Raw genomic sequence first — 20234 nt, 5'->3', positions numbered from 1 at the left:
GTTAAAAATTAAAATTTGTTCTTAGAAAAATGTCGATTAAAAAACAGACGGCAAAAATCACCGAAGCAAAGCCGTTGGTGGTTGCGAATGCCTTGTTAACTTTAGATATGTCATTTGGTTTTACAAGCAGGTGCTGATAGATGAGCATGAAGCAGAAGAATATTACGCCGATATAATAAAAATAGCCGAAAGAAAAGGTAGCATAGAAAATTGGCAGGATAATGCATAATGCCGATAAGACATGGAGCACAACAGATAATTTTAAGGCGTTATTTATTCCTAATGCGGCTGGAATCGAATGCAGCTGTTCATTTCTGTCAAAGTCCTCGTCCTGTAATGCATAAATGATGTCGAAGCCGCTAACCCAAAACAGTACGGCAAAGGAATAAAGGACAGGCACTATGCTAAATACTCCGGTAACTGCTATGTACGCGCCTATCGGAGCAAGGGAAAGTCCCAGGCCAAGTACCAGATGGCATAATGCAGTAAATCTTTTAGTGTAGCTGTAGAATAGCACGACAAAAAGTGCAACCGGAGAGAGATAGAAACACAAGCTATTGATAAAAGCTGCTGTAATGATAAAAAGTATGCAGTTGATGATCACGAATATCAGTGCCTCATTTGATGAAACTTTTCCGGACGGGATATCCCGCATTTGAGTACGGGGGTTTCTGGCATCTATTTTTCTGTCCAGAAATCTGTTGAATGCCATAGCAGAGTTACGGGCAAAGATCATGCACAACAAAACCTGGACAAAAAGCATCCAGCTAAAAGGATTTGGAGTGCTGATCACCCCTAGGAAAAAACCGATCAGTGCAAAGGGTAAGGCAAAAATGGAATGTGCGAATAGTACGAGTGAAAGATATTTCTTCATTTTTTACGGTCATTCTTTTGGGGTGAACACAGGCATCACGAAGTCTTGATTTACCTGTTCTATAAATTGGAGTACCTCGTCTTTGCCCTGACCTTTTTCAGCAGATGTTACCATGTATGGCGGGATTTCTTCGAACCATCCCTTTAAGGCCTTTTTAAAAGCTGCAACATTTTTATCTGTTTTGGCAGATGATTGTTTATCGGCTTTGGTAAATAACAAGGCAAAAGGGATCTGGATCTCTCCCATCCAGCAGCAAAATTCGAGATCTATTTTCTGCGGTTCCAGACGGCTGTCTATCAGCACAAATACACACTGCAGACTTTCACGTTTTGTGATGTAGTTCCTTATGAATTTTTCCCAGTTTTCCCGGCTGCTTTTGGAGACCTTGGCATATCCGTATCCTGGTAAATCTACGATGTACCATTTCTCGTTGATCAAAAAATGATTGATCAGTTGCGTTTTGCCCGGCCTTTGCGATGTTTTTGCCAATCCATGCTGGTTGACCAGCATGTTTATCAGTGATGATTTTCCGACGTTTGAACGGCCTATGAAAGCATACTCCGGCATATTTGGTGGTGGGAGTGCCGATATCTTGGTATTGCTGCAAATAAAAGTTGCTGATTTTATAATCATATGACAAAGGTAGAAAATTAGTTTTCAACAATACTTATCTTTGCGCTATCCATGAACGAAAACATTACACCTTATCAGTCAGAGACCGCTACAAAAAAAGAGCAGGTCGCTGCCATGTTTAATAATATATCGGGAACCTACGACTTTTTAAATCACTTTATGTCGTTAGGGATAGACATCCTATGGCGAAGAAAGGCTATTAAGGAGCTTAAATCTATCAAACCGCGAATTATGCTGGATGTGGCAACCGGCACCGGAGATTTTGCTTTTGAGGCCATAAATATCCTGCGCCCTGAAAAAATAATAGGTGTCGACATTTCTGAAGGTATGCTGGATGTTGCTCGTAAAAAAATTCATGACAGGAATTTACAGAACATCTTCTCGGTGCAAAGCGGTGACTCTGAAGGATTGCGCTTTGAAAATGATCATTTTGACGCGATAACTGTCGCTTTCGGCGTCAGAAATTACCAAAATCTGGAAAAGGGTTTGGCTGATATGTACCGGGTATTGAAGCCTGGAGGTAAAATTGTTATTCTTGAATTTTCGAAACCTAAACAGTTTCCTGTTAAACAGGGATATAATTTCTATTTTAAGCATGTTACCCCTTTTTTAGGCAGACTGTTTTCGAAGGATAACAGGGCGTACACCTACCTGCCGGAATCGGTGGCTGCTTTTCCAGATGGTGAGGAGTTCACGACACTAATGAATAAGGTGGGTTTTAAGGATACTAAAGACAAACGTCTGACGTTTGGTATAAGTGCAATTTACACCGGCATTAAATGAAGATAAAGCCAGTTTTTATAATTTTATGTTTATTGCTGGCGGGACCTGCCAGAGCTCAAAACTGGGGCGGTGGGGTAGATGACAGCAATGTGCATTTTGGTTTTACATTTCAATATGTTTCTTCTGAATTTAAAATACTGAAAAAAGACAACTGGAGGAGCGAGCCTTATATTGATCAGGATAACCCTGATTTGATCCCTTCAAAATTAAAATCTATAACTGCAGTGCCATCTGCCGGATTTGGAATCGGCTTTGTAGTTAATAAACGCCTGAACGAGAACTCTGATATACGATTTACGCCTACCCTGGTCTTTAATGACCGCATTTTAAGCTATGAGTATGAGAATGCTGCCAATAATATAGAGAAGAAAACTCAGGCAACGCTGGTTGAATTTCCCCTGGGCATAAAAATTAAGTCTGACAGAAGAAATAACTTTAGGGCTTATATGCTCGGCGGAGCTAAATTTACTACAGACATTTCGTCGAAGAAGAAAACAAACAATAGCCTGATCACTGATCCGGCCGAGAAGTTTATCAACAATAAGCGTAATTATCTATCCTATGAAGCGGGCTTAGGTTTTGACCTTTACTTTGAATATTTTAAGATGTCGCCGGAAATAAAGTTGTCTTATTCACTAAAGGATATTTTACAGGACGAACCTACCCGGTATGCGGCGCCAGTTGATAAATTGATGCTGCGTCATGTGACTTTCAGTTTATTTTTTGAATAGTGTGTCTATTTAAAAAATTATAGCTTTGCTTAAATAAAAAAACGAAATCAGTAATGTCAAAAATTGCATTAATTACAGGAGCTACATCAGGTATCGGTAAAGCCTGCGCACACTTGTTTGCAGCCCAGGGGTATCAACTCATATTGCTGGCCAGGAGAGAGGCTTTGTTAGCTGAAACAGCAAAGTACCTGGAAGACAAATACGCGATAGAGATTAAACGAATAACGGCAGATGTCAGAGATCAGGAGGATTTGTCTTACAGGCTGGATACTTTGCCCGCATCATGGAAGAAAGTTAATGTGCTGGTCAATAACGCAGGACTGAGTCAGGGACTTGATCCGATAGATAAGGGCAGCATTCAAGACTGGGATACGATGATCGATACGAACATAAAAGGATTGCTTTATGTGACAAGGATCGTGTCGCCATGGATGGTTGCTCAAAAAAGCGGACATATTATTAATATAGGTTCTATTGCTGGTTTAGAAGTATATCCAAACGGCAATGTATACTGTGCAACCAAGCATGCAGTGGATGCCCTTAATCAGGGAATGAGGATTGATCTTTTGCCTCATGGAATTAAAGTAACTGCAATAAATCCGGGGCTGGTAGAGACCGAATTTTCTAAGGTTAGATTTAAAGGGGATGAAGGCAGGGCCAAAAAAGTCTATGACGGGCTGGAGCCATTGGATGCTAATGACATTGCTGAAGCAATTTGGTTTGCGGTAAGCAGGCCTGCACACGTAAATATAAATGATATGCTGATTATGCCTGCGGCACAGGCTACGGCAACAATTATTGAAAGAAATTAATTTTTTATGATAGCAAACACAATAGATCAGGAAATAAAACAGGCTATGCTGGCTAAAGATCAGGCCAGACTGAGAGGCTTAAGGGCAATTAAGGCGGCCATCCTTCTTGCCAGGACCGAAAAGGGTTCAGCAGATGAGATCAATGAAGAGGCCGAATCGAAGATCCTTCAGAAATTAGTCAAACAACGAAAGGAATCTTCTGATATTTATAGGCAGCAGGGAAGAGAAGACCTGAGCCTGATTGAGGAGGAAGAAATAGCGGTCATCAGTAGCTTTATGCCTCAGCAGCTCGACAGATCAGAGATTGAGGCGGTTATTTCAGCGATCATTAAAAGTTCCGGGGCCAATTCAATAAAAGATATGGGTAGGATAATGGGGATGGCAAATAAAGAGCTGGCGGGTAAGGCTGACGGCAAATTAATTGCTGAGATTGTCAAGGCACAATTGGCATAAATTGTGTTACACATTTGCAAATTAAGCCCTTTTCTTATAAATAATGTTTTAAATTACATTAAATTAATTTTAGTCTACTAACTTAGTAGCCTACCTTACACATAAATCAATATGAAATACGAAGTAATAGAAGATGACGGGTTTAAATATATCGAAGCTGGAAAAGGAGAGACCCTGGTATTACTTCATGGTTTGATGGGAGAATTGAGCAATTGGGAAGCTGTTATAGATTACTTTAAAGACAGGTACCACATTTTGGTGCCCATACTGCCGATATATGAATTACCTATACTTACATTAGGCGTAAAAAGCCTTTCTAAATATGTCTACAGATTTATAAAACATAAAAAGCTGGGACAGGTCGTACTGATTGGGAATTCCCTTGGAGGGCATGTCGGACTGGTTTTTACCACATCACACCAGGAACATGTAAAAGCATTGGTTTTAACAGGCAGTTCCGGTTTATACGAAAACGCTTTTGGCGGATCATTTCCCAGAAGAGAAAGTTATGATTACGTTAGGGAAAAAGTAGAATTTACTTTTTATGAGCCTGCTACCGCGACAAAAGAACTGGTTGATGAGGTTTTTAAAAGCGTAAATGAAAGGTCCCGTGTGATCCGCATTCTTGCCCTTGCTAAATCAGCCATCCGCCATAATATGTCAAAGGATCTGTCAAGAATAACAATTCCTGTTTCTTTGATATGGGGAAAACAAGATAAGGTTACACCGCCTGACGTTGCAGAGGAGTTTCATGAGCTTTTACCTAATTCGGAATTAAACTGGGTGGATTTGTGCGGACACGCACCGATGATGGAAAGGCCTGCTCAATTCAATCAGTATCTGGAAACCTTTTTAAATAGAATATTACTCAAATAAATGGTTGCATCTGAACTCATATCCAATTCGATTCCCCCGCTAAAAACCTCCGACTCTGTGCGGAAGTCCTTGGAAAGGATGACCGAGTTCAAGCTTTACCATTTACCCATTGTGAATGAAACACAATTTCTGGGCTTACTTGCAGAGGAAGAGCTGATAGAAGTCAGGGATGGCGACCTGCCAATCGGGGGGCTGCCGCTTTCGATAATGAATCCTTTTGTTTATGAAGATACCCATGTCTACGAGATCATCAGATTATTTAATCAGCTCCAGCTTTCGGTTGTGCCGGTGCTGGATTATAAAAAGAACTATTTAGGCCTGATTTCCATTAATAATGTTTTAGAGTACATTTCCGATATTTATGCGGTTAAAGAATACGGAGGTATCATTGTTTTGGAAATTGGCAATAGAAATAATTCGCTGGCGCACATGGCCCAAATTGTGGAAGCTGATAATGCACAAATACTTTCTTCCTATGTTCAGTCATTTCCTGAATCTACCAAACTGGAAATTACTTTGAAGATCAATAAAACGGATCTTTCCGGTATTATCGCTTCTTTTGAGCGATATAATTACCAGGTAAAGGCTGTTTTTAACAGTACCTTATCAGATAATGGTATCGATGACAGGTATAATTCTTTTATGAATTATTTAAATGTATAATTATACATTAAACACTAAAATTATTTAATGAAGATTGCAATTTACGGTAGAGAATTTAATAACAGTGTGTTACCTTATGTGCAGGAGGTCTTTGATGTACTCAGTGATTTAAAATCGCCCATCACTGTTTATGGAAAATACCTGGATTTTATAAAAGAAAAAGTCAGATTTCCGGAAAACATTCAGACCTTCAGCGGACATGATGAGCTTCTTGAACATGCGGAGGTATTGATTAGCTTAGGTGGAGATGGTACCTTACTGGATACTTTGTCTTTAATCAGGGATTCCGGAATCCCTGTGATCGGGATCAATTTTGGAAGAATGGGTTTCCTCGCAAGTATCAATAAAGAGGAGGTCAGGAAAGCGATAACGGCACTTCAGCGGAAAGAGTTTTCTCTGGATAAAAGAACGCTTTTAAGCCTGGAATCTAAACATGGTCTATTCGGTGAAGAGAACTTTGCGCTTAATGACATCACGATTCACAGAAGAGACAATTCAGCGATGATGATTATTCATGCTTACATGAATAATGAGTTTGTGAATTCTTACTGGGCAGATGGGCTGATCATTGCCACACCAACTGGTTCGACTGCATATTCATTAAGTTGCGGGGGACCTATTATCTATCCGAACTCCCAGAATTTTGTAATTACGCCCATTGCTCCTCATAATTTAAATGTAAGGCCATTAATCATACCAGATGATGTATCTTTGGTGTTTGAAATAGAGGCCCGGAGTGCAAAATTTTTGGTGTCCTGCGATTCAAGAACAGAAACTGTTGACAGGTCAGTTAAAATTGTCCTGAACAAGGCAAGTTTTCACGTGAATTTAATTCGTTTAAACAATGAAAGCTATCTGACGACGTTAAGGAATAAATTACTTTGGGGTATTGATACCCGTAATTACTAGAATGCTAAACAAACAAAGACTATTTTATTTTCTTGTTTTTCTTTTGATTGGTTTTGGTGTAAAAGGTCAGACAGTTGAACTGGGTATTGCCGCCGGCGGTGCGGGATATATGGGAGACCTCAATCAAAAACAACCCTTAAAAATAAGTGGATTATCTGCAGCAGCTTATGTTAAAATGAATTTGGATTCATACTGGGCAGTTGGGCTGCACTACAATTATGGTAAGATTAAGGCCAATGACGCCAGATCTGATAACAGCCAGTTCAGGGATCGGAATATTAACTTTAAAACGCCTTTGAACGAAGTTAGCCTGCAGGTTGATTTTAATTTTTTTGATTATTTCGCAGGTGGCGGAACCAAGATGTTTACTCCCTATCTTTTCACAGGGATTGGTGCAGTCTTATTCAACCCCAAAGCAACTTATGATAGCGTGGAATACAATGTCCGGCATTATAAGACAGAGGGAGGGGATGGGGCGCCTTATAAAAACTATACGTTCAGTATTCTTTATGGTGCGGGTGCAAAAGTACGGCTAAAAGAAAATTGGGGATTGTTTACCAGCATTGGATACCGGACAGCATATTCGGACTATTTAGATGACGTAAGTAGAAAATACCCTGCTCCATCAAGCTGGCCTGAAGGCGATTCGCCTGAATTGCTTATAACAAGAAAAAGGCTTTCCGATCCTTCTTTATCCCAATATGGTGCACCAGGCGTCCAAAGAGGGGATTTTAGAAAAAGAGATACATATATGTTTGTAGGTATTGGCATATCTTATACCTTTGTGTCCCAAAAATGTTATACATTTTAGGCATATTTGCACCAAATTAATGGGATTTAAAGAACAACTCGATATCAATAAGTTGCCTCAGCACATTGCAGTGATCATGGATGGTAACGGCCGTTGGGCGAAAAACCAGGGTAAGATCAGACATTTTGGGCACGAAAGCGGTGTGCTTTCAGTGAAAGATATTGTAGAAGGCTGTGCAGATATAGGCATTAAATATCTTACCGTCTACGCGTTTTCGACTGAGAACTGGAACAGGCCAGCCGAAGAAGTAAACGCTTTAATGGAATTGCTGATATCGACCATTAACCAGGAAACCGCCACATTGACTAAAAATAACATCAGACTTAATGCCATAGGTGATATCGCTTCGCTTCCGCAAAAATGTATCGATGATCTGAAAAGTGCAATGGAAAAAACCGCTGATAATACCCGGTGTACATTAACCCTGGCACTGAGTTACAGTTCCAAGTGGGAATTGGTCACCGCAGCGAAGAAACTTGCGCAACAAGTAATTGACCAAAAAATAAAAATAGAAGAAATTGATGAAAAAAGCTTTGCAGCTCAGCTGACTACATTTGATATGCCAGAACCCGAGCTGATGATCAGAACAAGCGGCGAACATAGGGTCAGTAATTTCCTGTTATGGCAAATGGCCTATACAGAACTTTATTTTACAGATACGCTCTGGCCGGACTTCAGAAGGGAAGACCTTTTTGAAGCGATAGTAGACTACCAAAAACGCGAAAGACGATTTGGTAAAATTAGTGAACAGTTGAACTAATTTGACTTTTAACACTTTTTAACATGTGTTTAAATTAACTTAGCATCGATTTTTAGATTTAAATGAAAAGAATATACCAACTTATATTTATGCTATTGATAGGCTTGCCTGCTATAGCACAAATTACCCGTCCTCAGGCCACTCCCACTCCCCCTTCTTTGAAAGTAAATGGTTTGGATCTGGATTACTTCAATCCTAAAGAATATATTATTGGTGGAACAACCCTGAGCGGAACAAAGTTCATAGAAAAGGATGTAATTATAACTTTGTCGAAACTGATAACCGGAGAACGTGTCATACTTCCCGGAGAAGCCACCTCCAATGCAATTAAAAATCTATGGGCACAGGGATTATTCGATGATGTAGAGCTAAATATAGAAAAGATCGTAGAGGATACCGTGTATTTTGATATTAGTGTAGTAGAGCGGCCACGGTTGGGGTCTTTTGAGATCAATGGCGTCAGTAAATCGCAAAAGACAGATATTCTCGAAAAGCTAAATGAAAAGAGCGGTAAATCAATCATTAATGATAACCTGTATAACACAACCACTGCAACTATAAAAAAATATCTGCTGCAAAAAGGATTCTTTTTTACATCTGTTGATTATAAAACCAAACCGGATCCGACTATAGAAAATGGGATGATCTTAGAGGTATTCGTCAATAAGGGTAGAAAAGTAAAGGTACATGAAGTGAACTTTACAGGTAACAAGGACTTCTCTTCGGCTAAGCTCCGTAAGTTTATGAAGAAAACAAGACAGCAGGCATTTTACAAGATATTTGGATCAGGAAAATTTAGTAAAGAGAAATACGAAGAGGATAAGTTAAAGCTGATCGCTAAGATGAAAGAACGGGGATACATGGATGCTGTAATATTAAAGGACAGCGTGTATCAGTATAACGAAAAATCTGTAGGCGTGAAGATCGATCTTTTTGAAGGTCCGAAATATTATTTTGGTAATATAACATGGGCAGGTAACGCTAAATATACTACGGATTATTTGGAAAAGGTTCTGGGCATTGAAAAAGGCGAAGTTTTCAGTGATGAAAAACTAGCAAAGAAATTGAATGGCAGTCCTAATGGAGATGATGTTTCAAGTGTTTATCTTAATGACGGTTATCTGACCTTTAACATTGATCCGATCCAGAATAAAATACACGGCGATACCGTCGAGATAGAAATGAGAATTTATGAAGGGCCTCAATATACGAACAACCGCATTACAGTAAAAGGTAACACCATTACCAATGACAGGGTTGTTTTGCGTGATGTGCGTACTAAGCCAGGTGAGAAATTCTCGAAAGACCTGTTGATCCGTACGGTTCGTGAGATCGGTCAGCTGGGCAATTTTGATGAATCGAAAACGGTGCCTACACCAAGACCTAATCCTGCAGATGGAACCGTTGATATAGAATATGCGGTTGAAGAAAAACCATCGGATCAGGTGGAATTGTCAGGTGGATTTGGTGGCGGAAATATTATAGGTACTCTCGGATTGACCTTTAATAACTTTTCCCTGCGAAATCTATTCAATCTTGACGCTTATAAACCCTTGCCAAAAGGTGACGGGCAAAAGTTGAGTTTAAGGGGACAAACCAATGGAAAATACTACCAGTCTTATAGCTTTTCATTTTCTGAGCCATGGCTCGGAGGTAAAAAACCTGTTAGCTTTGGTGTAAGTGCCTTTACTTCATTGCAATCTAATGGCGGAAGAAGTTATTACGGTACTATCGATCCCTCAAGCAGCCAATATTCGAAAATTCGTTTGAATGGTGTAACAGTGAGTTTGGGTAGGAGACTGAATTTCCCTGACAACTATTTTCAATTAAGCCACTCGATTAACATCCAGCAATATATCTTAAATAATTACCCGGGATACTTATTTAGTACCGGTACGTCATACAATTTTAACTTAACTCAGGAACTGAGCCGGGACTCCAGAAATTCACCCATTTTCCCGACTGAAGGTTCAATCTTTAAATTTACGATACAAGCTACTCCGCCGTATTCATTGTTAAATAACATCAACTATGCAACAGCACCGGACAAACAGCGTTATAAATTTACCGAGTACCACAAGTGGAAATTTGAAACACAATGGTTCCAGAGACTCGCCGGAAAGTTTGTAGTTAAAGCACAGGCCCAGTTTGGTTTCCTTGGATCTTACAATAAAGCTGTTGGTCAATCGGCATTTGAACGTTTTAAATTAGGAGGAGATGGAATGCAGGGATTTGATTTCTTGCAGGGTTCAGAACTGATAGCTATGCGTGGTTATTCAAATAATTCAGTAATTCCGGTAGGATCGAACCCAGGAATTGCCCAAAGCTCCGGAAGTCCCATTTTTACAAAATATGTGATGGAACTGAGATACCCGGTTATTGCAAGCCAGCAGGCTACTGCCTTTCTTGTAGGTTTTGCTGAGGCAGGTAATACCTGGAATGACTTTGGTGATTTTAATCCTTTTAACGTTAGGCGGTCAGTCGGTTTGGGTGCAAAAATATTTTTACCGATATTCGGCTTATTGGGTATAGACTATGGCTACGGATTTGATAATATTCCTGGCATAGCGGATGCAAACAAAGGACAGTTCCACTTTAGTATTGCCCAGCAACTTGGCGGTTTTAATTAATTTAATGCTTGAAGGAAATGAAAAGATACATTTTAATAGGTTTGTTGTTTTTTACAGGGGTAAGTGCTTTTGCTCAGAAGTTTGCCTATGTGGATACTGAATATATCCTCAAACATTTACCAGAGTATAAATCTTCACTGAATCAGTTGAATGTTTTATCTGAACAATGGCAGCAACAGGTTGATAATAATTTTACTGAAATTGACAAAATGTATAAGGCCTATCAGGCTGATCAGGTTTTGTTAACTGAAGACATGCGGAAGCGCAGGGAGAACGAAATCATCGAAAAGGAAAAGCAGGCAAAAGATTTTCAGCGTAAAATATTTGGACCGGATGGTGATCTTTTCCAAACCAGAACAAAATTGTTAAGTCCGTTGCAGGATAAAGTGACAAAGGCAATAGGGGAGATAGCCAAGGCCAAATTTCTGGACTTTATTTTTGATAAAAGCAGCGAGGCTACAATGATGATCTATGCCAGCAGCAGCTATGATGTAAGCAATGATGTGATCACAAGATTGGGATATAAGCCGGGATCGGTAATAAAGTAGACATACAAGGGGATAAATTAAAAAACAATTATTAAGAAAAATAGAGATGAGAAAGTTAATGAACGCATTTTTTATAGCGGCAGGATTATTGTTTTCTGCTAACATTGCGAATGCACAACAAAAATTGGCGCATTTAAATTCCGCGGATATCATTCAGGCAATGCCGGAAGTTAAAACCGCGCAAGCAACACTGGAGACCTTCAGAAAAACAAAAACTACTGATATTGACAAAATGATTGCTGAATATCAGACTAAGCTTCAAGCTGCACAGGCAAAGGAAAAAACAAGAAGTGAAGCCAACAAGGAGACCGTTGATAAAGAATTGCAGACTGCAAGTATTGAATTGCAGGATCTTCAAAAACGTATTGAGGAAGCCAGAAATAAAGCGCAGCAGGAAATGGAACAAAAAAATGCTGAGTTATTTAATCCTATCCAGGTAAAAGCAGATGCTGCAATAAAAGCGGTGTCTAAAGAAAAAGGATATGCATATGTATTTGATACAGCTAATCCTGCTTTGGTATTTTTTGACGGTGGTGAAGACATCACTGCTTTAGTAAAAACAAAATTAGGTATTAGTGCAACTGCAGCAGCTCCAGCTGCGGCTCCCAAAAAATAATTGAAATTAAAATTTTAAATTGCGGGACTGAATGATAAAATTCAGTCCCTTTTTTATATGAGCGCAGGACAATCTATTGGCATTTTTGATTCAGGTTACGGTGGTTTAACTGTGTTCAAGTCAATAGCAAAGAAACTGCCTCAGTATAATTATATATATCTGGGGGACAACGCCCGTTCTCCGTATGGAGATCATTCTTTTGAGACCGTATATCAATATACTCTCGAATGTGTGGAATGGCTTTTCGCCCAGGGTTGTCCCCTTGTTATCCTAGCCTGCAACACGGCATCAGCAAAGGCGCTGCGGTCTATTCAGCAAAGAGTACTCCCCGTTAAATATCCCAACCACCGGGTACTTGGCGTGATCAGGCCAACCGCAGAGGTAATAGGCAATTTTACAGAATCGAAAACCATTGGGATATTAGGTACAAGAGGTACCATTAATTCAGAATCGTACCTAATAGAAATAAATAAGCTGTTTCCGGAAATTAATGTACATCAGCAGAGCTGCCCTATGTGGGTGCCATTGGTAGAGAATAATGAACACCTTGATCCTGGCGCGGATTATTTTGTAGAGAAATACATCAATGAGATCATGGCTAAAGATGAACGCATTGATTGCCTGCTTTTGGCCTGTACACATTATCCATTGCTTATCCCCAAAATAAGAACGTTCCTTGCTGATGGCACAGTAACTCTTTTAGGCCAGGGCGATATTGTAGCCGATAGTCTGTCCAAATATCTTCAAAAGCATCCGGAAATCACCCAAAAACTAGGACAAGATGCAAAACGTAACTTTTATACCTCTGGTGATCAGGTGTTTTTCGATAAACATGCTTCTATTTTTTTTGGTTCAGATGTGTCCTCCAGGCATGTAAGCCACAATTCCAGCCAATTATAATCTGAATGAAAGATTCTATTTCTTTCTAGGTTCTGATTATTTTTAACGGTAAATTTGCGGCTCAAATAACACACTTAATGAGTGACTCAATAAAACATGAATGCGGTATAGCCTTTATCCGCCTTTTAAAACCTCTCTCATACTACCAGGAAAAATACGGGACTGCACTTTATGGATTGAACAAGCTTTACTTGTTGATGGAAAAGCAGCATAACCGTGGGCAGGATGGAGCTGGGATTGCAACCATTAAATTAGATGTAAAACCTGGTCATCGCTACATTAGCCGGTACCGCTCAATGGCCCAAAATGCTGTAGCAGATATTTTTGGCTATGTGCAAAGCAAATTTGTTGACATTCAGAATGAGAAACCTGAATTAATGCTGGATACAGAATGGCTGAAATCAAATGTGTCTTTTATCGGCGAAGTATTGCTGGGTCATCTCCGTTATGGAACACATGGTAAAAACAGCATAGAAAATTGCCATCCCTTCCTTCGCCAAAATAACTGGATGACCCGTAATCTGGTGATCGCCGGCAATTTTAACATGACTAATGTAGATGAATTGCTGGAGCAGTTGTATGAATTGGGACAGCATCCGAAAGAACAGGCGGATACCGTAACAGTTTTAGAGAAGATAGGTCACTTTTTAGATGATGAAAATCAGGAGTTGTTTGATGAGTACAAAAAAGAAGGACTTGATAACGTACAGATCACACAAAAAATCTCTGCAAATCTGGATATAGCAAAAATCCTGAAACGTTCTGCAAAGAATTGGGATGGCGGTTATGCCATTTCCGGTATTGTCGGAAACGGCGATGCTTTTATCCTGCGTGACCCTTCAGGTATCAGACCTGCATTTTATTATCAGGATGACGAGATTGTCGTTGCAGCATCGGAAAGGCCGGCGATACAGACGGCTTTTAACATTGCGTTCAGAGATGTTAAGGAAATTCAACCCGGTCATGCGCTAATTGTTAAAAAAGATGGTACAGTCAGCCAGGAGATATTTAGGGAACCTGAGGAAAAAAGAGCTTGTTCTTTTGAGCGGATTTATTTTTCAAGGGGTAGTGACGCGGAGATCTATAGAGAAAGAAAACACCTTGGAGCGCTGCTTTGCAAACAGATACTGGATGCTGTAAGTGCAGATCTGAAAAATACGGTGTTCTCATTTATCCCTAATACTGCTGAAGTCTCGTTTTATGGAATGGTTGAAGGGCTTCATGCTTATATACGGGCGGTACAGAAAGACGCCTTACTGCATCGCAAAGACAGTTTGACAGATGAACAGCTGGACGAATTGCTTTCTATGAATCCAAGAGTAGAGAAACTAGCCATTAAAGATGTGAAGCTGAGGACTTTCATCACCCAGGATGCGGACAGGCAGGACATGGTAGCCCATGTTTATGATACCACATATGGTGTGATCAAAAATAACACAGATACATTGGTTGCAATTGATGATTCTATTGTTCGAGGCACAACACTAAAACAAAGCATCATTAAGATCATAGACAGGCTGCATCCAAAAAAGATCATCATTGTTTCATCAGCCCCACAGATCAGGTATCCTGACTGTTACGGTATTGATATGTCTAAAATGGGTCAGTTCGTTGCATTTGAAGCAGCTATCCAATTACTCAAGGAAAGAGGAATGGAACATATCATAGAAGAAGTATATCAAAAATGTAAAGCTTCGCTTTTATTGCCTAAGGAGGAAATTGTAAATCATGTGAAAGATATTTACAGACCGTTTAAACAGCAGGAAATCTCTGCCCAGATTACGAAAATTATTACTCCCGAAAACATAGATGCCGAAGTGGAGGTGATTTATCAGACATTGGATAACCTGCATGTTGCATGTCCTAATCATACCGGCGACTGGTATTTTTCTGGCAATTATCCTACTCCCGGAGGTAATAAGGTCGTGAATAAAGCATTTGTTAACTGGAAAGAAGGCAACAATCAAAGAGCTTATTAATATCATTTTTCATTACTAAAACATATTAGCCCCGTTATCTTTGATAACGGGGCTTTTCATTTAGAATAAAACAATTGATCAGGAATAATGCTTAAGGACAACCTGGATGAAAAGCCTGATGGCAAAGATCAATATCACTGCTCCGGCAATCCGGTTTAGGTTTTGAATGGTCTTCTCTTTTATCCGATACCGAAGTTTAGCGGCATAGAAGGTCTTAAAGCAGTCTACTGATAGCTGGGTAGTCATTGCAACAATAAAGAATACAATCTTTTCTGCCATGTCGTAATGCAATTGGACCGATATAATGCCTCCAACCATTATCCAGAACATGAGTGTAGACGGGGATAAAAGACACATCAGAAATCCCTTTACGATATATCCCCTTTTTTTAATTTTAATCGTTTCAGAGATATCGTAACTCACTTTGACCTTGTTAAACAGATAATAGCTGCCGATACCTAAAAGGAATAACCCTCCAATAATTCCGATATATTGATTGTATTCTGAATTATAGTCCACAAACTGCGAACTGAATATTGTCAGGGATATAAAAATAATGTCACTGAAAACCACTCCAATAGCGAGAGAAAACCCAGCCTTAAAACCCCTTTCTATGCTCGTTTTTATCATGGAAAAAAATACAGGGCCCGTTAAAAACGAAAATAAAATACCTGCACCTATCCCTTGTAATATTGCTTCAAACATTCAGCTTCCTCATATATAATATGCTAATATGCAATTTTAAACATAAACAATCTTTATTTTTCGTTCGTTTATTGCACATACATTAACTCCTGTTAATGTATAAATATTACACTTTAGCTTATAGTTTTTTTTATTTATGTTTAGCCCACTAAAAGTTATTTTTCAACTAATGTTATGAGCGGAGAGATTATTAGATGAAGAAGCCGAGTTTTACCGATATCTATATGAATTTAGCAACCGACCTTGCTGCCCGTTCTCATTGCGTGCGTGCACATGTTGGTGCCGTGCTGACCAAAGATACCCGGATCATTTCCATTGGTTATAATGGTCCGCCTGCGGGCACACACAATTGTGATGAGGAATGGCCGGAAACAGGATGCTCCCGGGATTCAAAGGGCAGTTGCTCGCTTGCACTCCACGCTGAAGAGAATGCAATTCTCTATGCCGTTAAAAATGGCTCGAAAATATCAGGATCTACGCTGTATACTACACTTTCACCCTGTATCGCATGCGCAAGACTAATCCTTTCTTCGGGAATTAAACGGGTATATTTTAAAGATTCTTACGCGGAGTACAAAGGGCTCGCAAGTGATGAAGGTGTAGATTTTCTACGCAGATTCGGCGTGGAAGTGCTGAAGTTTTCTTAACTTTGGCCATGCTAGAAAAAATCATTATTCTCGATTTTGGTTCCCAATATACACAGTTAATTGCCCGAAGGGTGCGCGAGTTAAACGTTTATTGCGAAATTCATCCTTTCAATAACATTCCCGAAATTTCTTCTGAAGTTAAAGGCATCATTTTTTCAGGTAGCCCATACTCAGTGCGCCAGGAAGATGCTCCCCAAATAGATCTTAAAAGATTTCATAAAAAATACCCTGTACTTGGAGTTTGCTACGGCGCACAATACATGGCCCAGCATATGGGCGGTGAAGTGCAACCGTCATCAACCCGGGAGTATGGAAGAGCCAATCTAAATTTTATAGCGACTGACAATAAGTTATTTAAAAATATAGGCCCCGATTCCCAGGTCTGGATGTCACATGGTGACACCATCACAAAAATACCGGAAAACTTTGAGCTGATCGCCAGCACGGACAGTGTAAAAGTTGCGGCCTATCAAATAAAAGATTCTGAAACCTATGCCATACAGTTTCATCCTGAAGTGACACATAGTACAGACGGTAAGCAGCTTTTGGAGAATTTCCTGGTAGACATTTGCGGATGCAAACAAGAATGGACACCTGATGCTTTTGTTGAAACGACAATATCTGCCCTTCGTGAAAAGCTGGGAGATGACAAGGTAGTACTTGCGCTTTCCGGTGGAGTAGATTCCAGTGTTGCTGCCATACTTCTTCATAAAGCCATCGGAAAAAACCTGCATTGTATCTTTGTAGATAATGGTCTGCTGCGTAAAGATGAATATGCAGCTGTACTGGAACAGTACAAACATCTTGGACTAAACATTAAAGGAGTTGATGCAAAGGACCGGTTTCTAGGTCAGCTTGCGGGTGTTAAAGATCCTGAATTGAAGCGTAAAGCCATCGGCCGTGTTTTTATAGAGGTTTTTGACGATGAGGCGCACGAAGTACAGGATGTAAAATGGCTGGCACAAGGTACAATTTACCCAGATGTTATCGAATCGGTTTCTGTAAAGGGGCCATCTGCAACCATAAAATCACACCACAATGTAGGTGGGCTACCTGATTTCATGAAACTTAAAATCGTCGAACCATTGAATACACTTTTTAAAGATGAGGTAAGAAGGGTAGGAAGATCCCTGGGTCTTGAAGACTTTATAATTGGCCGTCATCCTTTTCCCGGCCCAGGTCTGGCCATCAGGATCCTGGGAGAAGTGACTGCTGAAAAGGTAGCCATCCTGCAGGAGGCCGATGCCATTTATATCAGTAATTTAAAGGAGGCCGGACTATACGACAAAGTCTGGCAGGCAGGAGCGATCTTTCTTCCCGTTCAATCCGTTGGCGTAATGGGAGATGAACGTACCTATGAAAACGTAATCTGCTTACGCGCTGTAGAATCCGTAGATGGAATGACCGCAGACTGGTGCCACCTTCCTTATACCGTACTTGCAAAGATTTCTAATGAGATAATTAACAGAGTAAAAGGAATTAACCGTGTGGTATATGATATTAGCTCAAAACCACCCGCTACCATTGAGTGGGAATAGATATTGCCTGATCCTGTTTGCCGGGTTGTTTTTGTCTGCCTGCTCACCTAAGGTTACAACCGCGCCCGCTAAAAAAACAGAGTCTGTGAAAACCGAAGAGAAGAAGGTCGAAAAGCCAGTTGCCAGATTTTCACAGGCGAACATCACTTTGTTGATACCTTTTCGGTTAAATGAAATTAACCTTAAAACAGCAACAAAGGCCGATGTCGAAAAATCTGCTATGGCCATAGATTTTTATCAGGGCTTTAAGATTGGTGTCGATTCAGCAGCAGCAATGGGTCTTAGTTTTAAGCTTAATGTCTACGACACCAGGGACAACAACACGCGGGTGGGCGCATTAATTCAGAACGGGGGATTGAATGCCGCCAACTTAATCGTAGGCCCTGTTTTTCCCCAGGGGCTGAAATACATTAAGAACTATTCGGTTGAAAAGCATATTCCAGTAGTTAATCCGCTTGCAGCAACACACCCTGACGAATTTAACAATCCAAACCTGATCTCGATAGCCAATAACATTGATCTGCACATTAAAAAGCTGGGTGACTATATCGTTAAAAGTTACAATCCGGAAAATACAGTGGTAGTGTTGATCAATCCTGGAAGCCCGGAAGACGAGATTATGGGTAAACCGATCAGAACGTTTTTCTCCACTGCTAAAAAACAGTTTCTATTTCAGGAATATACCTCGGTATTTAACATGGAATTAAAGCTGATCAAAAATAGAAAATATGTGGTTGTGGTATGCTCACCAGATAGAAATTTCGTCATTCCAACATTGGATAAACTGGGAAAATTAAAGAATGCAGGGTTGCTGGACCTGGACCTGTTCGGTCATCCTGACTGGATCAAGCAAAACTACAATATTGATAAACTGCAGGCTTTACGCACTACAGTAACTTCGTCATATAAGGTAGACTATACCAGGACTGCTGTTAATGAATTCATCAGGAAATACAGATCATCATTTCATTTTGAACCTGGAGAATATGCTTTTAAGGGCTTTGACATTGGGTTTTACTTTGCTGCTTTATTAGCCCAGCATGGACAGGATTATCTGAAGTACCTTACAAAGGAAAAATATAAAGGATTGCACAATAGTTTTTCCTTTATTCAGGATGAGAAGCTGGGTTACATCAATACAAGTCTGATGCTGCTGCGTTATGAGAATTTCGCATTAAATGTAGTGGAATGAGGGTAGAGCATCAGATCCGGTCATTTCAGCAAATTTTTAAAAGTTACGACGGACTGATGCCGCTGCATCGCTTTCTTTTCGGTTATTTTAAAAGGAACAAGCAGATGGGCTCCTCCGACAGGCGTTGGGCTACCAGGTATATTTATAGTTTTTTCCGGCTTGGTAAGGCAATGCCGGATGCAGACCATATTCTACGGCTAGCGATTGCCGATTTTCTGTGCAACCAAACACCGAGCCTGGTCATTGAGGATTTATTAGCCCATTTAAAAGACCGCGTAAGCCTTACCGTTAAGGAAAAAGTAACTTTAATCAAAGAGCGCTATCCCGAATTTCAGCTGGCTGATGTATTTAGTTTTAAGAATATCCTGAGTGAAGGCATTGTGCTGCCGGATTTTTATGAATCTTATTTTACACAACCTGACCTTTTTTTGCGGGTAAAAGCTGGTTATATCGAACAATTTGCAGAAACGCTCAAGCAACACAACATTGGTTTTACTCAGCTTACCGAGACAACTCTGGCACTGCCAAACGGCACCAAACTAGAGCACCTGATGCCAAATCAGAAATATTATCAGGTTCAGGATGTATCTTCCCAGAGAACAGGTGCTTATTTTCAACCAGCTGCCTGGGATTATTGGTGGGACTGCTGTGCTGCATCAGGGGGGAAATCCCTACTTCTGCATGATCTCGAACCTAAAGTGCAGCTATTGGTCAGTGATGTAAGAGAAGAAAGCTTAAACAATCTTGATGAGCGTTTTCAGGAAGCTGGATTAAAAAAATATCAAAAAAAGGTATTGGATCTGCTACAGAATAACGACCCTGATCTCCACCATTATGAATTTGATGGGATAATACTCGATGCCCCATGTTCAGGTTCAGGTACCTGGGGGCGAACACCTGAAATGCTTTACTACTTTAACGATCAGAAGATTGCTTATTTTTCGAAGCTGCAACAGACAATAGCGGGTAATGTCGTGAAGTATCTTAAGGAGGGTAAACCATTCGTCTACATTACCTGTTCGGTTTTCAGACTCGAAAATGAAGAAGTCGTTGCCTGGATCGAGGAAAACCTTCCATTAAAACTGGAAAAGTCAGAAGTAATTAAGGGTTATAATAACAAGGCGGACACCATGTTTGCAGCTCGCTTTACAAAATACTGAACGGTCTGTTTCTG

At 40.1% G+C, this 20234-nt stretch carries 21 protein-coding genes; 18 read left to right on the top strand and 3 right to left on the bottom strand.

Annotation, left to right across the window (positions count from 1 at the left end; all coding sequences use genetic code 11):
* Position 1: 1 nt before the first annotated feature.
* On the bottom strand, positions 2 to 874 hold the full coding sequence (locus tag QEP08_RS12970) for a UbiA-like polyprenyltransferase (RefSeq protein WP_285058602.1): 873 nt from the start codon (positions 872 to 874) through the stop codon (positions 2 to 4).
* Between the two features lie 9 nt (positions 875 to 883).
* Positions 884 to 1507, bottom strand: a complete 624-nt coding sequence (gene yihA, locus QEP08_RS12965; protein ID WP_285058601.1) for a ribosome biogenesis GTP-binding protein YihA/YsxC — start codon at positions 1505 to 1507, stop codon at positions 884 to 886.
* A 51-nt stretch (positions 1508 to 1558) separates the two neighbouring features.
* Here yihA and ubiE point away from each other — a divergent pair, with 51 nt between their 5' ends.
* The 14 genes from ubiE to QEP08_RS12895 all read left to right on the top strand — a co-directional run bounded on the left by ubiE (position 1559) and on the right by QEP08_RS12895 (position 14978).
* Complete coding sequence (gene ubiE / locus QEP08_RS12960) at positions 1559 to 2290, top strand: bifunctional demethylmenaquinone methyltransferase/2-methoxy-6-polyprenyl-1,4-benzoquinol methylase UbiE (protein ID WP_285058599.1); 732 nt, start codon at positions 1559 to 1561, stop codon at positions 2288 to 2290.
* Positions 2287 to 3021: a type IX secretion/gliding motility protein PorT/SprT gene (gene porT / locus QEP08_RS12955; protein WP_285058597.1), complete on the top strand. Its 735-nt coding sequence runs from the start codon at positions 2287 to 2289 to the stop codon at positions 3019 to 3021. The genes ubiE and porT overlap by 4 nt, the downstream gene beginning before the upstream one ends.
* A 53-nt stretch (positions 3022 to 3074) precedes the next feature.
* Positions 3075 to 3833 (top strand): SDR family NAD(P)-dependent oxidoreductase, encoded by a 759-nt coding sequence (locus QEP08_RS12950; RefSeq protein ID WP_285058596.1) that lies wholly within the window; start codon positions 3075 to 3077, stop codon positions 3831 to 3833.
* A gap of 6 nt (positions 3834 to 3839) precedes the next feature.
* Entirely contained in the window at positions 3840 to 4286 is a 447-nt protein-coding gene (locus QEP08_RS12945) for a GatB/YqeY domain-containing protein (protein ID WP_285058594.1), read from the top strand.
* A gap of 111 nt (positions 4287 to 4397) precedes the next feature.
* The gene (locus tag QEP08_RS12940) at positions 4398 to 5162 is read left to right on the top strand and encodes an alpha/beta fold hydrolase (RefSeq protein WP_285058593.1); all 765 of its coding nucleotides are present in this window, start codon (positions 4398 to 4400) and stop codon (positions 5160 to 5162) included.
* Positions 5163 to 5825: a CBS domain-containing protein gene (locus QEP08_RS12935; RefSeq protein WP_285058591.1), complete on the top strand. Its 663-nt coding sequence runs from the start codon at positions 5163 to 5165 to the stop codon at positions 5823 to 5825.
* A gap of 27 nt (positions 5826 to 5852) precedes the next feature.
* Positions 5853 to 6734 (top strand): NAD kinase, encoded by an 882-nt coding sequence (locus QEP08_RS12930; protein WP_285058590.1) that lies wholly within the window; start codon positions 5853 to 5855, stop codon positions 6732 to 6734.
* 1 nt (position 6735) lies between these two features.
* Positions 6736 to 7545, top strand: a complete 810-nt coding sequence (gene porG / locus QEP08_RS12925; protein ID WP_285058589.1) for a type IX secretion system protein PorG — start codon at positions 6736 to 6738, stop codon at positions 7543 to 7545.
* Positions 7546 to 7564: 19 nt separating this feature from the next.
* Complete coding sequence (gene uppS / locus QEP08_RS12920; RefSeq protein ID WP_285058587.1) at positions 7565 to 8305, top strand: undecaprenyl pyrophosphate synthase; 741 nt, start codon at positions 7565 to 7567, stop codon at positions 8303 to 8305.
* Positions 8306 to 8367: 62 nt separating this feature from the next.
* Positions 8368 to 10935, top strand: a complete 2568-nt coding sequence (locus QEP08_RS12915; RefSeq protein WP_431844613.1) for a BamA/OMP85 family outer membrane protein — start codon at positions 8368 to 8370, stop codon at positions 10933 to 10935.
* 17 nt (positions 10936 to 10952) lie between these two features.
* Positions 10953 to 11483: an OmpH/Skp family outer membrane protein gene (locus QEP08_RS12910; RefSeq protein WP_285058585.1), complete on the top strand. Its 531-nt coding sequence runs from the start codon at positions 10953 to 10955 to the stop codon at positions 11481 to 11483.
* A gap of 46 nt (positions 11484 to 11529) precedes the next feature.
* Positions 11530 to 12099 (top strand): OmpH/Skp family outer membrane protein, encoded by a 570-nt coding sequence (locus QEP08_RS12905; protein ID WP_285058583.1) that lies wholly within the window; start codon positions 11530 to 11532, stop codon positions 12097 to 12099.
* Between the two features lie 57 nt (positions 12100 to 12156).
* Entirely contained in the window at positions 12157 to 12999 is an 843-nt protein-coding gene (gene murI / locus QEP08_RS12900) for a glutamate racemase (protein ID WP_285058581.1), read from the top strand.
* 77 nt (positions 13000 to 13076) lie between these two features.
* Positions 13077 to 14978, top strand: a complete 1902-nt coding sequence (locus tag QEP08_RS12895) for an amidophosphoribosyltransferase (RefSeq protein ID WP_285058579.1) — start codon at positions 13077 to 13079, stop codon at positions 14976 to 14978.
* A gap of 78 nt (positions 14979 to 15056) precedes the next feature.
* Here QEP08_RS12895 and QEP08_RS12890 read toward each other — a convergent pair whose 3' ends face one another.
* On the bottom strand, positions 15057 to 15683 hold the full coding sequence (locus tag QEP08_RS12890; RefSeq protein ID WP_285058578.1) for a LysE family translocator: 627 nt from the start codon (positions 15681 to 15683) through the stop codon (positions 15057 to 15059).
* 194 nt (positions 15684 to 15877) lie between these two features.
* On the opposite strand from QEP08_RS12890, the gene QEP08_RS12885 reads away from it, so the two are divergent.
* Genes QEP08_RS12885 through QEP08_RS12870 form a run of 4 tightly spaced genes read left to right on the top strand, consistent with a single transcriptional unit; the run spans position 15878 to position 20220 of the window.
* A complete protein-coding gene (locus QEP08_RS12885; RefSeq protein WP_285058576.1) occupies positions 15878 to 16330 on the top strand; it encodes a deoxycytidylate deaminase in 453 nt (150 codons plus the stop codon).
* A gap of 8 nt (positions 16331 to 16338) precedes the next feature.
* On the top strand, positions 16339 to 17868 hold the full coding sequence (guaA, locus tag QEP08_RS12880) for a glutamine-hydrolyzing GMP synthase (protein ID WP_285058575.1): 1530 nt from the start codon (positions 16339 to 16341) through the stop codon (positions 17866 to 17868).
* Positions 17825 to 19060 (top strand): ABC transporter substrate-binding protein, encoded by a 1236-nt coding sequence (locus QEP08_RS12875; protein ID WP_285058574.1) that lies wholly within the window; start codon positions 17825 to 17827, stop codon positions 19058 to 19060. Before guaA ends, QEP08_RS12875 begins: the two co-directional genes overlap by 44 nt.
* On the top strand, positions 19057 to 20220 hold the full coding sequence (locus QEP08_RS12870; protein WP_285058572.1) for an RsmB/NOP family class I SAM-dependent RNA methyltransferase: 1164 nt from the start codon (positions 19057 to 19059) through the stop codon (positions 20218 to 20220). The genes QEP08_RS12875 and QEP08_RS12870 overlap by 4 nt, the downstream gene beginning before the upstream one ends.
* Positions 20221 to 20234: the final 14 nt, after the last annotated feature.

Source organism: Pedobacter ginsengisoli (genome assembly GCF_030244015.1).
Lineage (GTDB): Bacteria > Bacteroidota > Bacteroidia > Sphingobacteriales > Sphingobacteriaceae > Pedobacter > Pedobacter ginsengisoli.
The sequence above is the reverse complement of the archived record's forward strand: the minus strand, read 5'-3'. Positions and strand labels throughout refer to the sequence as shown.

Bases quoted from the DNA above. Each gene is read 5' to 3' on its own strand.
- QEP08_RS12945 (WP_285058594.1), top strand. From the start codon at position 3,840: ATGATAGCAAACACAATAGATCAGGAAATAAAACAGGCTATGCTGGCT.
- QEP08_RS12930 (WP_285058590.1), top strand. From the start codon at position 5,853: ATGAAGATTGCAATTTACGGTAGAGAATTTAATAACAGTGTGTTACCT.
- guaA (WP_285058575.1), top strand. From the start codon at position 16,339: ATGCTAGAAAAAATCATTATTCTCGATTTTGGTTCCCAATATACACAG.
- porT (WP_285058597.1), top strand. From the start codon at position 2,287: ATGAAGATAAAGCCAGTTTTTATAATTTTATGTTTATTGCTGGCGGGA.
- uppS (WP_285058587.1), top strand. From the start codon at position 7,565: ATGGGATTTAAAGAACAACTCGATATCAATAAGTTGCCTCAGCACATT.
- QEP08_RS12915 (WP_431844613.1), top strand. From the start codon at position 8,368: ATGAAAAGAATATACCAACTTATATTTATGCTATTGATAGGCTTGCCT.
- QEP08_RS12910 (WP_285058585.1), top strand. From the start codon at position 10,953: ATGAAAAGATACATTTTAATAGGTTTGTTGTTTTTTACAGGGGTAAGT.
- QEP08_RS12970 (WP_285058602.1), bottom strand. From the start codon at position 874: ATGAAGAAATATCTTTCACTCGTACTATTCGCACATTCCATTTTTGCC.
- QEP08_RS12885 (WP_285058576.1), top strand. From the start codon at position 15,878: ATGAAGAAGCCGAGTTTTACCGATATCTATATGAATTTAGCAACCGAC.
- QEP08_RS12905 (WP_285058583.1), top strand. From the start codon at position 11,530: ATGAGAAAGTTAATGAACGCATTTTTTATAGCGGCAGGATTATTGTTT.
- QEP08_RS12875 (WP_285058574.1), top strand. From the start codon at position 17,825: ATGATATTAGCTCAAAACCACCCGCTACCATTGAGTGGGAATAGATAT.
- yihA (WP_285058601.1), bottom strand. From the start codon at position 1,507: ATGATTATAAAATCAGCAACTTTTATTTGCAGCAATACCAAGATATCG.
- QEP08_RS12895 (WP_285058579.1), top strand. From the start codon at position 13,077: ATGAGTGACTCAATAAAACATGAATGCGGTATAGCCTTTATCCGCCTT.
- QEP08_RS12940 (WP_285058593.1), top strand. From the start codon at position 4,398: ATGAAATACGAAGTAATAGAAGATGACGGGTTTAAATATATCGAAGCT.
- QEP08_RS12890 (WP_285058578.1), bottom strand. From the start codon at position 15,683: ATGTTTGAAGCAATATTACAAGGGATAGGTGCAGGTATTTTATTTTCG.
- ubiE (WP_285058599.1), top strand. From the start codon at position 1,559: ATGAACGAAAACATTACACCTTATCAGTCAGAGACCGCTACAAAAAAA.
- porG (WP_285058589.1), top strand. From the start codon at position 6,736: ATGCTAAACAAACAAAGACTATTTTATTTTCTTGTTTTTCTTTTGATT.
- QEP08_RS12950 (WP_285058596.1), top strand. From the start codon at position 3,075: ATGTCAAAAATTGCATTAATTACAGGAGCTACATCAGGTATCGGTAAA.
- QEP08_RS12870 (WP_285058572.1), top strand. From the start codon at position 19,057: ATGAGGGTAGAGCATCAGATCCGGTCATTTCAGCAAATTTTTAAAAGT.
- QEP08_RS12935 (WP_285058591.1), top strand. From the start codon at position 5,163: ATGGTTGCATCTGAACTCATATCCAATTCGATTCCCCCGCTAAAAACC.
- murI (WP_285058581.1), top strand. From the start codon at position 12,157: ATGAGCGCAGGACAATCTATTGGCATTTTTGATTCAGGTTACGGTGGT.